Source organism: Actinosynnema pretiosum, assembly GCF_024171695.1.
Lineage (GTDB): Bacteria > Actinomycetota > Actinomycetes > Mycobacteriales > Pseudonocardiaceae > Actinosynnema > Actinosynnema pretiosum.
In genome coordinates this window covers 103,339-118,409 of the sequence record NZ_JAMTCF010000016.1, presented here as the reverse complement: position 1 = coordinate 118,409, position 15,071 = coordinate 103,339, and the positions used below count along the sequence as shown (strand labels likewise).

General features: G+C 73.3%; 8 protein-coding genes. 7 read left to right on the top strand and 1 reads right to left on the bottom strand.

The genetic code is table 11. The features are described 5' to 3' along the window. Positions 1-182 precede the first annotated feature (182 nt). Positions 183-2,870: an ABC transporter substrate-binding protein gene (locus LV78_RS29200; RefSeq protein ID WP_253848948.1), complete on the top strand. Its 2,688-nt coding sequence runs from the start codon at positions 183-185 to the stop codon at positions 2,868-2,870. A 526-nt stretch (positions 2,871-3,396) separates the two neighbouring features. Here the strand turns inward: LV78_RS29200 and speB are convergent. After that, on the bottom strand, positions 3,397-4,410 hold the full coding sequence (gene speB, locus LV78_RS29195) for an agmatinase (protein ID WP_253848946.1): 1,014 nt from the start codon (positions 4,408-4,410) through the stop codon (positions 3,397-3,399). 676 nt (positions 4,411-5,086) lie between these two features. On the opposite strand from speB, the gene LV78_RS29190 reads away from it, so the two are divergent. From LV78_RS29190 to LV78_RS29165, 6 genes are read left to right on the top strand one after another with little or no spacing between them, the layout of a single operon-like run. After that, positions 5,087-6,580, top strand: a complete 1,494-nt coding sequence (locus LV78_RS29190) for an NAD(P)/FAD-dependent oxidoreductase (protein ID WP_253848944.1) — start codon at positions 5,087-5,089, stop codon at positions 6,578-6,580. Further along, positions 6,577-6,894, top strand: a complete 318-nt coding sequence (locus tag LV78_RS29185) for a phosphopantetheine-binding protein (RefSeq protein ID WP_253848942.1) — start codon at positions 6,577-6,579, stop codon at positions 6,892-6,894. Before LV78_RS29190 ends, LV78_RS29185 begins: the two co-directional genes overlap by 4 nt. Positions 6,895-6,942: 48 nt before the next feature. After that, positions 6,943-10,776: a non-ribosomal peptide synthetase gene (locus LV78_RS29180; RefSeq protein WP_253848939.1), complete on the top strand. Its 3,834-nt coding sequence runs from the start codon at positions 6,943-6,945 to the stop codon at positions 10,774-10,776. A 44-nt stretch (positions 10,777-10,820) separates the two neighbouring features. Then, the gene (locus LV78_RS29175; RefSeq protein WP_253848937.1) at positions 10,821-12,524 is read left to right on the top strand and encodes an amino acid adenylation domain-containing protein; all 1,704 of its coding nucleotides are present in this window, start codon (positions 10,821-10,823) and stop codon (positions 12,522-12,524) included. Between the two features lie 14 nt (positions 12,525-12,538). Further along, positions 12,539-13,768, top strand: a complete 1,230-nt coding sequence (locus LV78_RS29170; RefSeq protein ID WP_253848935.1) for an ATP-grasp domain-containing protein — start codon at positions 12,539-12,541, stop codon at positions 13,766-13,768. Further along, positions 13,765-15,006 carry an MFS transporter gene (locus LV78_RS29165; RefSeq protein ID WP_253848934.1) on the top strand — a complete coding sequence of 414 codons (1,242 nt, stop codon included), beginning with the start codon at positions 13,765-13,767 and terminating at the stop codon, positions 15,004-15,006. The genes LV78_RS29170 and LV78_RS29165 overlap by 4 nt, the downstream gene beginning before the upstream one ends. The last annotated feature ends 65 nt before the right edge of the window (positions 15,007-15,071 follow it).

Here is a 15,071-nt window from a genome sequence, read left to right as displayed (position 1 = left end):
CGGGCACAAGAACCCCACCAACCCGTCCTCCTCCGTCCCGAACGCCCCCAGAAACACCCCGAGAGCGATTCACGGCAATATGGAATTCCTCCACGAACCCCCGCCTCCCCGGCAAAATCCACCTCCACGGGCTACAGTCGGTTTCCCCTTTCACCAGCCGAACTCACCCTGCGAGGAAGCCCGTGCCCGAATACAGCCGCGTCGAGCAGACCTCGTCCGTCGAAGTGGTGGACGAACTGGTGAAGCTGTTACAGGACCTGACCGAACGCCCCCGCTTCGGCGAGCTCCCCGGCGGTCGTCCGGGCGCACGCGCCGGTGACGACCAGGGCATCCCCCTGGTCTGCCTGGTCCGCGAACCCAGTTCGTCCGGGCTGCTCAAGGTGCTGCGCGGGCACCTGCGGGGCGCCCACCCCGGCCGGGTGCCGCACGCGTACCACGGGTTCGAGGAAGCTTCCGAGGAGACCCCGACCCAACTCCAGGCGGTGGGCGCGGTCCTGGCCTCGGTGGCGCGCGAGCTGTCCTCCAGGGCCAACGAGCACTACGGGCTGCACCGGTTCCCCCGGTTCCGGCTCGTCTACTGGCTGATGAACCAGCCTGCGGCGGGCAGCGAGCACGAGTCGCCCACCAGCCTGCTGACCCGGCTGCGCGAACGTGACCTGCGAAGACGCAGCGACGACGAGCTCATCCCCAGGGCGGCCGTCGACGCCGCCGCCGAGGCCGCGCCGTGGTGGGCCAGGGTGGTGCTCATGCTGCTCCCCGCGTTCCTGTTCCGGGCGAAGCTGCGCGGGCTGGTGCCGGGCCGGGAGTACCGGTGGCTGCTGCGCCAGCCCTACCTCGCGCCGCACGACCCCGGCACGTTCCTGGGGTTCGCCGAGCGGCTGGCCTCCGCGCTGGCGCCCTCGTCGGGTCCGGAACCGCGCGAGGACACCGGGCAGTTGGCCAAGCTGCTGGTGAACGCGTTCCTGGAGGACATCCGCCACACCTACCGGCGCTCGTTGTGGCGGGTCCGCTCGGCCCGCCGCACGACGTACCCGGTGGTGCTGCTGGACGGAATCAGCCGGGACAACGGCGGGTACGCCCTGCTGAAGCTGATCAACGACGTGCGCAACGACACCGGCGCGTTCGACCCGCTGATCATCATCAGCGGCAGCGAGAAGGTCCCGCCCGACGCGGAGGCGGCCGATGAGCGCGCCCCGGCATGGGTGACCAGCGCGAGCCGCGCCTACGAGACGTGGACGCGCAAGCTGGCCACCGACAGCCGCGCGCGACGGCCCACCGCGTGGTTCCTCCCGCTGCGGGTGCCCGGCGTGGAGATCGCGCTCGGCGAGGTGCCGCCCACCGCGACGCTGACCGTGCGCTCCGCCCCGCTGTGGTCGCGCACCTGGGTGCTCACGGCGGTCGTCGTGCTGCTGGCGGGCGCGGTGACGGCGGTCGGCTACCAGCGGTTCCAGGCCGTTCTCGCCGTGCACGAGCTGCACTGCGGGCTGTCGGAGAGCGACCAGAGCTTCGCGACGCTGGAGAAGGTGGGCCCCGACGACTGCGTGGGGGTGAGCCGCAGGGCGATCCCCCTGTTGCAGGACAAGGACAGCCCCAGGGGCAAGAAGTTCACCGAAGTGCAGGAGAAGATCAGCACGCAGAACGAGGACGTGCTGGCCGCCCACCGGAAGTCCCCGAGGAGGCCGTTCGCGACGGTGGTGTACGTGTCGGCGCTGAGCGAGAGCGGCGACACGCTGACCACCAACACGGCCCGGCTCATGGGCATCGCCGCGCACCAGGCGGAGCTGCTGGCGCGTGGTAGCGACGCCGACCCGCTGGTCCAGGTGCTGCTGGGCAACGCGGGCAAGACCATGCAGCACGGCACGCGGATGGTCGAGAAGTTGCCGAGTCTCATGACGGACGACACGAACGTCGTCGGCGTGCTCGGCATGGCGCAGAGCCGCACGTCGACCCTGGAGACCATCGTCGCGCTGGGCGCCTTGGGGCTGCCGATCGTCGCCGCGACCCTGTCGGCGGACGTCCTCCCGTCGAAGTCCCCGCTGTACTTCCAGGTGTCCCCCAACAACGACCACGAGGCCAAGATCGCCGCGCAGTACGTGAAGGCCTACAAGGGCGGCAAGACGAAGGTGCAGATCGTCCGCTCGTCCGACGATAAGGACCTGTACTCGGTCAACCTCGCCGAGGACTTCCGCGCGCACTTCACGAAGACCGGTCTGGGCGTGCTGGACGACATCCGCTACAACTCCGGATCGGACACGGACGTCCCCAACGCCCGGACCGTCGGCCACCAGCTGTGCGCCTCCGCCCCCGACACCGCGGTGGTCTACGCGGGCAGGCCCGCCGAGTTCGCGAGCGTCCTGGACGGGATCGTGGACAACTGCAAGGACAACCCGCCCTACCTGCTGGCGGGCGACGACATGACCCGGCACGCCGCCAACGACGACCTGCGCTCCCGCAGGCCGGAGATCGCCTACGACGTCCTGTCGTTCACCGACGGCGTCCAGGGCTGCGACAAGCCCACCTCGCTGTACGAGGGCCTGAAGAAACTGTTCCCCGGCGAGTGCACGGGCGGGAACTCCGTCGACAGCCAAGCCGAACTGGCGTACGACGCCCTGCACGTCTACTCCTACGCGATGCAGCACCTCGGCCTGGCGCTGCCGACACCGGGCCACCTGTGGAAGGCGATCAGCGACATCGGCCGCGCACCGAAAGGCGGCCTCATGCCGCTGACCGGGCAGAGCGGCGTCATCGACTTCGAGGGCGGGCAGATCCCGAGGGAAAAGACGATCTCGATCCTCCGCGTCGAGGCAGGCAACCCGCCGAAGCTGGTCACGACCTGCGAACCCGACCGCCCTTGCGTCGCGCCCAAGTGAGCCATTCCCATCGTGGTGCCGCAGGTCGCGGCGCAGGCTGAGCAGTGGGAGCGTGGTGGGCGAGGCGCCCGGCAAGACAGCGGTCGGCCAAGATCCGATGCCCGACCGGGAGCCTCGCCGAGCTGCCCTGCCCCGCCGCGATCGCGCTGTCCAACCACACCCTCGCCCGCCTGGCCGGTCTGATCCGCGCGGAACAGGCGCGGCGTCGGTCCCGACGGCGCGCACGACCTGACCGCGGCCCGCACCCACGGCCTGATCGACATGCCGACCGGGCACGACGTCACCACCAACGTCTCATCGGCGCTGTGGGCGCTGTGGGCGCCGTACCTGCACGAGATGCCGCTTGGCTCGGGCTGCGCCATCGAGGTCGAGTCGCCCCTCGGAGGCAACGGCAAGAACCCCGACTTCCTGATCACCCACAGCGGGTGCGGAACTGGTCGACGTGCCGGGCAGCCACCCGGCGTGCGGCGGACCGTGATCGCGGTCTGCGAGGACCGCCCCTGGGACAAGCGGGTGATCGCCGCCCTCACCTCCCCTCCAACAACCCCCTCCCCGCCACCCACGTCGTTCCGTCGCGCGCGTCCGCGCGGCGGCGGGCGATCGCGGCCAGTGCTTCGAGCACGACCCGGTTGGCCAGTGCCGCAGTGATGTCCGCGTGGTCGTAGGGCGGGCAGACCTCGACCACGTCGATGCCGACCACGGGGAGTTCCAGGCAGGTCCTGCGGACGGCGTCGAGCAGTTCGCGCGCGGTCAGGCCGCCTGGTTCCGGGGTGCCGGTGCCGGGGGCGTGGCCTGGGTCGCAGACGTCGATGTCCACGGACAGGAAGACGCCGTCGCAGTCGTCGGTGGCGGTGGTGAAGGCCTCGGTGAGGCAGGCGGCCAGGCCTCGTTCGCCGATCTCGGACATCTCGTAGGACCTCATGCCTCGCTCGGCCATCCACGTGAGGGTCTCCGGGCCGGGCCAGAAGCCTCGCAGGCCGATCTGCAGGAAGCGGTCGCCGCGCAGCGCCTCGGACTCGATGAGGCGTCGCATGGGCGCGCCGTGGCCCCACAGGGAGCCGAACTCGATGTCACCGGTGTCGGCGTGCGCGTCGAAGTGCACCATCGACACGCGGCCCGCGCCCAGCACGTCGGCGACGCCCGAGGCGTCGGCGTAGGCGATGGAGTGGTCGCCGCCCAGGACTAAGGGGATCGCGCCCGCGCGCGTGACGGTCCCCACTGCCGCGCGCAGCGCCGCGAGGGAGGTGACCACGTCGCCCGCGAACATCTCCACGTCGCCAGCGTCGTAGACCCGGAGGTCCCGCAGGCCGTCTGCGCGCAGCGCGAGGCTCGGCCGGGTCGCGTCGTGCGGCAGGTAGTCCGCCGCGCGAATGGCACCTGGGCCGAAGCGGGCGCCGGGACGGTTGGTGACGCTGCCGTCGAACGGCGCGCCGATGATGACGACATCCGCGTCGGCGTAGGTCGCCGGATCGGCGTGGTCGCACTTCGGAATACCGAGGAAAGTGATGTCAGGTCCGAACTGGGTCCCATAGCGAGCCATGCGTCCATGCTATCCGCACACGACCGGGCGGCAGCAGTGCCGCGCGACCCCGGTTTGAGTCGGGGTGCAACGCGTCCGCTTGGATCACCACCCCTCGCCCAACGGGGCCCACGAACAGCGGCATCAGCGTTCGGAACCGGTCGGAACATTAATGCCATTCGGACCGTTAATGCATTCCACACCGTCCGGAACGGATTGTTCGAGATCAAGAGGAGCGCGCTCGTACTTCTACCCATGAGCACTGAATGCGCTGTTCAGAGCGCTGCGGTCGAACCAGCGAACGGAACGGGGCGATACTCGGAAAAATGACGCTTGCGGGCCCGCCGGGGCGGTGCTCTACTGTCCTGGCGATCCCGAGGGGTCGATCACAGAATTACCACTGCTCGCACCGGTCGACACCGAGCTGCACGCAGCACAACCCAGGGGGAATCAATGCGGATCGAGACTCCGTCTCGCCGAAAAATTTTTCGGGGGCATTAACTCCCCCACCACCTGTCGCCCCGGGCTTCGCCCCGCCGTGCGCACTCGCGCTCCGGTCGGGCCGGGGCGCTGCCGGTGCGCGCTCATCTCTTCCGCACGTTCTGGTGAAAGAAGTGAGAGAAGTCGGGACTTCAGGCGCGGTGGTCCCGGCGTGCCGCCGTTCGAGCTGCGCCCGAGCTAGGGGGTTTTCGGAAAAGTGGCAGAGACCGAACACGCTCAACACCCGACGCAGGTCGACGTGGTGATCGTCGGCAACGGCGCGCTCGGCCTGTTCCTGGCCGACGAGCTGCTGGAGCGCGGGACCGGGACGGTGGCCGTGGTGGGCCCCGCGTCGCGGGACACCGGCGCCAGCCAGGCGGCTGGCGCGATGCTCGGCTGCTTCGGCGAGACGACGTCGGAGTCGCTGCGCACCGACGCGTCGCGCAAGCGCTTCGAGCTGGGCGTCACCGCGCACGACCGCTGGCCGTCGGTGCTGGAGAAGCTGGAGCCGCACTCCACGACGGGGCGCCCGCTGCAACCGGCGACCGGGTCGCACGTGGTGCTCAACAGCATCGGCTCCGAGCTGGACACGATCAACTTCACGGCGATCCTCGACGCGCTCGACACCTACGGCAAGCCATGGGAGGAGGTGGACCCGAAGGAGATCCCCGGTTTCCGGCCTCGGCTGGACACCCGGTCGCTGCGCGCGGTCCACCTGCCCGCGGAGGGCGCGGTGGACGCCAGGGGCGTGCTGATCGCGCTGGAGGCGAGACTGCGCGCGGCAGGCGCGGTGTTCGTCGACCAGACCGTGCGCAGGCTGCTGTGCGACGACGACGTGGCCACCGGCGTCGAGCTGGCGGACGGCTCCGTCATCGAGGCGGGCAAGGTCGTGGTCGCCGCGGGCGCGCACAGCGAGGCGCTGGTCAAGACGGCGTCCGACGACATCGAGCTGGTCCCGACCTTCGCGGGCCTCGGCTTCGCGATGCTCGCCCGCCGCACCGGCGGCGAGGCGTTCCGCACCGTCGTGCGCACCCCGAACCGGGGCTTCGCCTGCGGCCTGCACGTCGTGCCGCAGGGCGGCGGCCTGGAGTACTACGGCGCGACGAACCGGTTGGTGGACACCATCTCCGGCGTCACGTGGATGGCCGACGTCCGGTTCCTCGCCCAGTACTCGATGCAGCAGCTCGACGAGCGGGCCGCAAGCCACGAGGTGGTGCGGTGGCTGTCGGGCAACCGGCCGGTCACCCTCGACGGCTTCCCGATGATCGGCTGGCTGCCGGTCGCGGGGCTGTACCTGATGACGGGCACCTACCGCGACGGCTTCCACTGCGCGCCGCTGCTGGCCGAGCACGTCGCGAACGAGCTGCAGGGCAAGCCGGGGACCATCGACCCGATGTTCACGCCGACGCGCGCGCCCATCGCCACCAGGACGATCGAGCACTCGATCGACGAGTACGTCGAGCACAACCTGGCGGCGTGGTTCGAGACCGGCGCGGAGGCCGCGCCGCAGATGACCACCGCCCAGATCGCCGAGTACTACCGGACGAGGTGCGTGCAGGCCTACGACCAGCTCGGCATCGACTACGCGCTCGGCCCGGACATCCTGTGGTACGCCCAGGGCAGCCTGCTGGGCGCGCGTCGCGTCGCCCGGTACCTGCGCAGGCACAAGGGAACGCGGGCGCAGGTCGCGAGCGTCGGGGAGGCCCGGTGAGCGAGCGGGGCGGGAGCACCGTCGAGGTCGTGCGGGCGCTGGTGGACAAGCAGCTCAACTTCGCCGTGCACGGGTTCGAGCTCAAGCACGACGACGACCTGTGGAACCTCGGCATGACGTCGCTGACGTGCCTCGGGCTGATGCTGGGCATCGAGGACGCCTTCGACGTCGAACTGCCGGAGTCGCTGCTGAAGGAGGACACCTTCCGCAGCGTCGACAGCATCACCGCCGCCGTGGACGGCGCGCTCGGCGGCGGCGCGGGCGCAGGCACCGGGGAGGCAGCCAGACCGGAGGAGGTCCCGGCGCAGACCTGACCCGACCAGTCCGGCGCCCCCACCGCTCGTCCGAAGGCGAAGGCCGTCATGCCACGATCAGAGCCCCGTCCGACCAACCCGTTCCCGCTGGTGCGCACCGCCTCCGACACCCACCCGCTGACACCGGGGCAGGAGCGGTTGTGGTGGCTGCACCAGTCGGACGCGTCGCACGAGTACCACATCACCGGCGGTTGGCGGTTCCCGGACGGGCTCGACCGCCGGGCGCTGGAGGCCGCGGTGGCGGGCCTGGTGGCGCGGCACGACGTGCTGCGCGCCGGGTTCGCCCTGCGGCCGGACGGCACGACGGCGCAGGCGGTCGTCGACGGGGTGCGGGTGGAGGTGGAGTGGGCGGGCGCGCGGTGGCGGGCCGCCGTGGAGCGGGCCGCCACCGCGCCGTTCGACCTGGCGCGCCCGCCGCTGCTGCGGGTGGTCGCGGCGGAGCTCGAGGACGGGGCGGCCGGGGTGTTCGTGGCGATGCACCACGTCGTCACCGACCGCTGGTCCATGGACGTGCTGGCGCGGGACCTGGTCGAGCTGTACCGGGCGGCGCTGCGGGGCCGGGAGCCGGAGCTGCCGGAACTGCCGGTGCGGTACGGCGACTACGCGGCGTGGCACCGCCGCCTGCTGGACGACGACGACCTGCTCGCACCCCGGCTGGCGAACTGGGTGCGGGCGCTGCGGGGCGGCGAGCGGCTGGAGCTGCCGCTGGACCGGCCGCGCTCCGCGACGCCCGACCCGGCCGCGGCGACGGTGACGACCGAGCTGTCGGAGGAGGCCACCTCGGCGATGACCGCGCTGGCCTGGCGCGCCCGCGCGACCCAGGCGGTGGTGGTGACGGCGGCGCTGGCGGCGGGGCTGGGCGCGCTGTGCGGCCAGACCGACGTGGTGCTCGGGGCGATCATCTCCGACCGGCCGCGCCCCGAGCTGCAGGACCTGGTGGGGTTCTTCGTCAACACGGTGGCGCTGCGGGTCGACCTGTCCGGGCCCTCGCTGACCTTCCGGGAGCTGGTGCGGCGCACCCGCGACGCGTGGATGGCCGCGGACGCGAACCAGGACGTGCCGTTCGAGCGGGTGGTGGGGGCGCTGGGCGCGGGGCAGGACGCCGGGCGCAACCCGCTGTTCGACGTGGTGGTGAACCACGCGGGCGACCGGGTCGCGCTCGCCGACGCCCCCGGCGCGCCGACGTGGTGGCGACCGGAGCTCCCGGTGACGGCCAGGTTCGACCTGTCGATGACCACCCAGGTCGTCGACGGCAGGCTGCGCTCGACGTTCACCTACCGGTCGGCGCTGTTCGACGAGGACCCGATCGCCTCGCTCGCGGCGCGCTGCGCACGGCTGCTGGAGCTGGGCGTCGCGGCGCCGGACGTGCCGGTGGCGGAGCTGGAGCTGGTGGCGGAGACCGAGCTGAAGCTGCTGCACGGCCGCAACGACACCACTCCCGCGCCGGAGGCGACGGTGGTGCAGCTGGTGCAGGAGCAGGCGGCGCTGCGGCCGGACGAGCCCGCGGTGCTGGGCGCGGGCGGCGCGCTGACCTACCGGGAGCTGAACGGACGTGCGAACGCCCTGGCCCGGCGTTTGGCCCTGCTCGGCGCGGGCTCTGGCCGGGTGGTCGCGGTGTGCCTGGACACCGCGCCGGAACGGGTGGTCGTGCTGCTGGCGGTGCTCAAGGCGGGCGCGGCGTACCTCCCGCTGTCCCCCGAGCACCCGGTGGCGCGGCTGCGGCTGCTGCTGGCCGACGCGGGCGCGGTGCTCGCCGTGACGAGCCCCGGCCTGCGGGACCGGCTGCCGGACGACGCCGTGCCGGTGCTGGAGTGGCCGGACGAGCGCGGCCTTGAGTCCACTGAGGACGATCCGCCGGTGGTGGCGCGCCCTGAGGACGTCGCGTACCTGATCTCCACCTCGGGGTCCACCGGCACGCCCAAGTCGGTCGCGGTCCCGCACCGCGCGCTGGGCAGGCTCGTCTCGGGCGCGCCGGACTACCTCGAGGTCGGCCCCGGTTCGGTGTTCCTGCAGTGCGGGCCGCTGAGCTTCGACGTCGCGGTGCTGGAGTGGGCCCCGCTGGCGCACGGCGGGCGGGTGGTCGTCACCGGCACCGGAACCCTGCTCGACGGCCTGCCCGAGGTCGTCCGCGAGCACGGCGTGACCACGCTCAAGCTCGTCTCCCCGCAGCTGGACCTGCTGGCGGAACGCGGTTTCGCCGGGCTGGCCGGGTTGCGGCAGCTCGTCGTCGGCGGCGACGTGGTCAACCCCGGCAACGCCGAGGCGGCTCGCGCGCACCTGCCCGGCTGCCGCGTCACGGCCTCCTACGGGCCGACGGAGTGCGCCGTGCTGGCGACGGTGTCCGACGAGGGCGCCCGCTCCGGCCGGGTGCCGATCGGCCACCCGGTGCCGCACACCCGCGCCTACGTGCTCGACCGCCACCTGCGGCCGACCCCGGTCGGGATGCGCGGCGAGATCCACCTCGCGGGCGACGGCCTCGCGCTCGGCTACCTCAGCAGGCCGGGGCTGACCGCTGCGGTGTTCGTCCCCGATCCGTTCGGCCCTGCGGGCTCGCGCATGTACCGCACCGGCGACCTTGGCAGGCGGCTGCCCGGCGGCGCGATCGACTTCCTCGGCCGGGCGGACGGGCAGGTGAAGATCCGGGGCTTCCGCATCGAGACCAGCGAGGTCGAGCACGTCCTGCTGCGCGCGCCGGAGGTGACCGCGGCGGTGGTGGTGCGGGCCGAGCTGCCCACCGGACCGGCGCTGGTCGCCTACGTGGTGGTCCGGGGTCCGCTGGACGCCCCCGCGCTGCGCGCCCGGCTCGCCGAGGCGCTGCCGCCGTACCTGGTGCCGGAGCACGTCGTGCGGGTGGACCGGATCCCGTTGACCCCCAACAACAAGCTCGACCGCGCGTCGCTGCCCCCGGTCACCCCGGCGGGCGCCCCGACCTCGGAACCCACGACCGGGTTGGAGGCGCGGGTGGCGCTGGCGTGGTCGGCGGTGCTGGGCGCTCCGCTGGGCGTGGACTCGGACTTCTTCGACAGCGGCGGCCACTCCCTGCTTGTGCCCAGGGCCACTGCGGCGGTGCGTGGGTTGCTCGGCCGCGAGGTTCCGCTGCGGCTCATGGTGGCGCACCGGACCCCGGCGGCGTACGCGGCGGCCCTGCTGCGCGGGACCGACGGGGAAGCCCGCGAGCACCGCCTCGAACCGCGCGCCTGGACCAGCGCGACGCTGCCCGGCGAGCGGCGAGCGGGCCTGCTCGTCCCGGACGGCGCCCCCGACGGGGGCGCGCGGGCGCTGATCGTGCTCGACGGCTCGGAGTTCGCCGACGTGATGCGCCTGCCCGCCGTGCTCGACTCCCTGGTGCGCCAGGGCCGCGTCCCGCCCACGGCGGTGCTGTTCGCGGACTCGCCGGACTGGGCCGCGCGCAACCGCGAGCTGCGCGACGCGGCGTTCACCGATGTGCTCGCCGACGAGCTGCTCCCCCTGCTGCGCGAGCTGCTGGGCGGGCGCTGGCCCGCGAGCCCGCCGGTGGTGCTGGGCGCGAGCCTCGGCGCGGTCGCGGCCGTGCGCGCCGGGGTGCGCAGGCCGGGGTTGTTCTCGGGGGTGGTCGGCCTGTCCGGCGGGCTGTCGGCCGCCGACGTCGCCGGGCCGCCCGCAGGACCGGGCGCGACGCGCTTCTTCCTGTCGGCGAGCCGGGAGGAGGCCGAGCTCGTGCTCGACGACGGCGCGACGCTGCTGGACGCGGCCGGCCGCGCGGCCGAGGAGCTGGCTCGGCGCGGCCACGACGTGCGGCACGTCGTCGGCGAGGGCGGGCACACCTACGCGGCCTGGGAGGCGGTGCTCCCGGACGCGCTGTCCTGGGCCTTGGGCGCGGGACGGGGGCACGACCGGCGGTGACAGGACCGGCAGTGACAGGACCGGCGGAGAGGACCGAGCACACCATGTCCGAAGACGAGCACCGCCAGTTCCACGCGGTGGTCAACCACGAGGGGCAGCACTCGACCTGGCCTGCCGACCGCGTGCTGCCCTCGGGCTGGCGCGTGGGCGCGATGACCGGGACGCGGCAGCAGTGCCTCGACCACGTCGACCGGGTCTGGACCGACCTGCGCCCGCTGAGCCTGCGCGCACCGGGGGCGCGCTCCGCCCAGGTGGACGGCGAACCGCGCACAGTCGTCGACCTGTTCACCCGCGAGGCGCGGCTGCGCCCGGAGCGGCCTGCCGTGCGCACCGCGGACCGCACGTGGACGTACGCCGAGTTCGACCTGCTCACCGCCCGGCTCGCCAACCGCCTGCGGCGCGCGGGCGCGGGTCCCGACTCGGTGGTCGGCCTGCTCGCGCCCAAGGGCGTCGCGGCGCTGACGGCGGTGGTCGCGGTGCTGCGCAGCGGTGCGGCGTGCCTGCCGCTGGACCCCGCCGACCCGCCCCGGCGCAACAGCGAGGTGCTCGCCGACGCCGGGTGCGCCCACGTGCTCGTGGACTCCCCCGTCGAGTGGTGGCCCGACGCGCAGGCGATCGACGACCCGGCCCTGGTCGGGGAGGACGCCGCGCCGCCGCCGGGCCCGCTGCCGCTGGACCTGGCCTACGCGATCACCACCTCCGGCTCCACCGGGCGGCCCAAGGTCGTCGGCGTGCCGCACGAGGGTCTGGTCAACCTCGTGCGGGCCTCGGCGGCCGAGCTGGACCTGATCCGGCCCGACGACGTGCTGCTGTGGACGACCGCGCCGACCGTCGACAGCTCCATGCACGACGTGCTGATGGCGCTGGCGGTCGGCGCGTGCGTGGCGATCCCCGAGGCCGGTGACCTGCCCGCGAGCCGGGTGCTGTCCTCGGCCCGAGGTCTCGGCGTGACCGTGCTGGAGATCCCGGCCGCCGTGCTCGGCCCCTACGGGCGCTCGCTGCTGCCCCGGCTCGCCGAGGCCGGGGTGCGGCTGGTGATCACAGGCGGCTCGCAGCTCGACGGCCCCGGACTGGCCGACGCGCCGCCGCTGGTCGTGGCCAACGGCTACGGCCCGACTGAGGCGTCGGTCGCCGCGACCTGGTACCGGTGCGGCGCGGACACCCCGCGCTGGGCGCCGATCGGCCGCCCCGTCCGCAACGTGCGCGCCTACGTGCTGGACGAGGACCTGGCGCCGGTGCCGGACGGCGCGGACGGGCAGATGTTCATCGCGGGCGTCGGCCTGGCGCGCGGCTACCTCGGGCAGCCCGCCCGGACCGCCGCGGTGTTCCTGCCCGACCCGTTCACCGACGAGCCGGGCGCGCGCATGTACGCCACCGGCGACCGGGTGCGGTTGCAGCCCGACGGCGACTACCGCTACCTGGGCAGGATGGACGACCAGGTCAAGGTGCGCGGCTTCCGGGTGGAGATCGGCGAGGTCGAGCACGCGCTGCGCGAGTGCGCCGGGGTCGTGGACGCGGCGGCGCTGCTGCGCGAGGACGCCCCCGGCGGCGCGGCCATCGTCGCCTACCTGGCGGGCGGGCCGTGCCCCGACGAGGTCGTCGTGGAGCAGCTGCGGCAGCTGCTGCCGGGGCACATGATCCCGACGCACTTCCGGTGGCTGGACGCCTTGCCGCTCAACCGGCCGGGCAAGGTCGACCGCGCGGCGCTCGCCGCTCTGCCGGTCGTCGACCCCGCGCTGCGGGCGTGAAGGGAGAGCAGGTCGTGGCATCCGACACCACCCCCGAGCGGGGGCGGCCCGTGCTCGCCGTCGTCGGCGGCAAGCTGAAGATCGTCCGCAAGGCCCGCGAGCTGGGGCTCGGCGTGGTCTACGTGCAGCACCCCGACAAGTACGACCGGTCGCACTGGCCGTACGTGGACCAGGCGCTGCTCGTGGACTACACCGACAGCGCGCGGTTGCTGCCGCTGCTGGCCGAGCTGCACCGGGTGCACCCGTTCCAGCGCATCCTGTCGCTGACCGAGCTGGGGCTGGTGCCGACCGCCGAGGTCGACGAGCTGCTGGGGCTCGGCGGCAACCCGCTCAAGACCGTGGACATGTTGATGGACAAGGCGAAGATGCGCCAGCACCTCAACGCGCTGGGGATCAGCCCGGTCGCGGCAGTGGTCGGGGAGACCGGGCGGGACGTGCTGGACTTCGCGCGGGAGCACGGTTTCCCGGTGGTGGTGAAGCCGACCAGCGAGGCCGGGAGCCTCGCGGTGTCGGCGGTGCGCGGGCCTTCCGAGATCGGCCCGGCGCTGGAGCGGGTGCGCGCGCTGGGGCTGCGGCGGTTCCTGGTGGAGGAGTACCTGGAGGGCCCGGAGATCAGCGTCGAGACGCTGAGCTTCGACGGCCGCCACGTCGTGGTCGGCACGACCGACAAGGTGTGCGTCGGGTTCGTCGAGATCGGCCACTCGATGCCCAGCGCGTTCCCCGCCGAGGTGCTGCGCGAGGCCGAGGACCTGGTGGTGGCGTTCCTGGACGCGGTGGGCCTGCGGCACGGCCCCGCGCACACCGAGCTGAAGCTGACCGACCGGGGGCCGGTGGTGGTCGAGTCGCACAACCGCGTCGGCGGCGACCGGATCAACGAGCTGGCGCAGACCGCCTACGGGGTGGACATGGACCTCTACGCGATCGGCGCGCCGCTGGGCGTGGTGGAGCCGCTGCGCGAGCGGCCGGAGCCGCTGGGCGGCGCGGCGGTCCGGTTCCTGGTCCCGGCGCCGGGCCGCGTGGTGTCGGTGGCCGGGGTCGACGCGGTCCGGCGGGACCCCGCGCTGGTGGAGCTGGAGGTGTCGGTCGAGCCGGGCGACGAGGTGCCACCGCTGGTGTGGAGCGAGGACCGGGTGGGGCTGGTCGTGGCGCGCGGGACGAGCGCGGCCGACGCGGTCGAGCAGTGCGAGCGACTGGCCTCCATGGTGGAGATCGGCACCGAGCGGGATGCGGGGACGGCCCGGTGAGCGCCCCGTCGGACGACGCGCAGCCGCGCTTCCGGGACGCGCTGCGGCGGCTGCCCCCGGTGGTGTGGACGCTCAGCCTCGGGATCCTGGTCAACCGGATCGGCAACTTCCTGCCGGTGTTCATGGTCCTGTACCTGACCGGCAGGGGCTTCTCCCCCGGCGCGGCCGGGCTCGTGCTCGGCGCGGCGGGGCTGGGGAACGTGCTGGGCAACACCCTCGGCGGGGTGCTGGCCGACCGGCTGGGCAGGCGCTGGACCATCGTGCTGTCGATGGTGTGCGCTGCGGGGCTGACCGCGTCGATCCCGCTGTTCGACACCCTGCCGCTGCTGATCGTCATGGCGTTCCTGACCGGCACCGCCGCGCAGCTCTACCGCCCGGCCGCCGCCGCAGTGCTGGTGGACGCCTCGGGCAGCCCTCAGGAGCGGCTGGCGGCGTTCGCGGTGTTCCGGTTCGCCATCAACATCGGGGCGGCGCTTGGCGCGGCGCTGGGCGGTGCGCTCGCGACGGTGTCCTATCCGGGGCTGTTCCTGGGCAACGCTGCGGCATGCCTGCTGTTCGCCGGGGTCGCGGCGGTCCTGCTGCGCGACCGGCCCAGGGGCGACGCGGACGGCGGGACCGGCGAGGTGGAGCCGAAGGTGGGCTACCGGGAGGCGCTGGCGGACCGCGCGCTGCTGCGGTTCCTGGTGATGGCGGTGCTCGCGGAGTTCATCTACGTCCAGTCCACCGTTGGCCTGCCGCTGCACGTGAGCGACGCGGGCATGTCCCCGGCGAGCTTCGGCCTGCTGATCAGCGTCAACGGCGTGCTGGTGCTGCTGTTCGAGCTGCCGATCACCAGCGCGGTGTCCCGCAGGACACCGCACCTGGTGCTGCTGTGGGGGAACCTGGCCACCGGGGTCGGGCTGGCGCTGACCGGGGTGTCGGCGAACATGTCGTGGCTGATCGCCACGGTCGTGCTGTGGACGCTCGGCGAGATGCTGTACGCCTCGGTCGCCGCCGCGCACCTCGGCGGGCTGGCCCCACCCGCGCTGGTCGGCCGCTACCAGGGCCTCTACGGCGCGGCGATCACGTTCGGCACGGGGGTCGGGCCGCTGGTGGGCGGCCTGGCGTACGCGGTCGACCCGTGGGCGCTGTGGGCGTTGTGCGCGGTCGGCGGCGTGGTGTCCGGAGTGCTGTGCCTGCCGAGCCGGGGCGGGAAGCGCGTGGCGGCCGAGGAGCCCGCGAGCCCGACCGCGCCGTGACCGTCCCCTGTGGACGGGATTTCGTTGCGAATTCCCGTCCACAGGGGACATTCCGATGACTCGAC

What these genes read in the sequence shown, in the direction of transcription:
- speB (WP_253848946.1), bottom strand. Translation starts at nt 4,410, where the DNA reads ATGGCTCGCTATGGGACCCAGTTCGGACCTGACATCACTTTCCTCGGT.
- LV78_RS29180 (WP_253848939.1), top strand. Translation starts at nt 6,943, where the DNA reads ATGCCACGATCAGAGCCCCGTCCGACCAACCCGTTCCCGCTGGTGCGC.
- LV78_RS29175 (WP_253848937.1), top strand. Translation starts at nt 10,821, where the DNA reads ATGTCCGAAGACGAGCACCGCCAGTTCCACGCGGTGGTCAACCACGAG.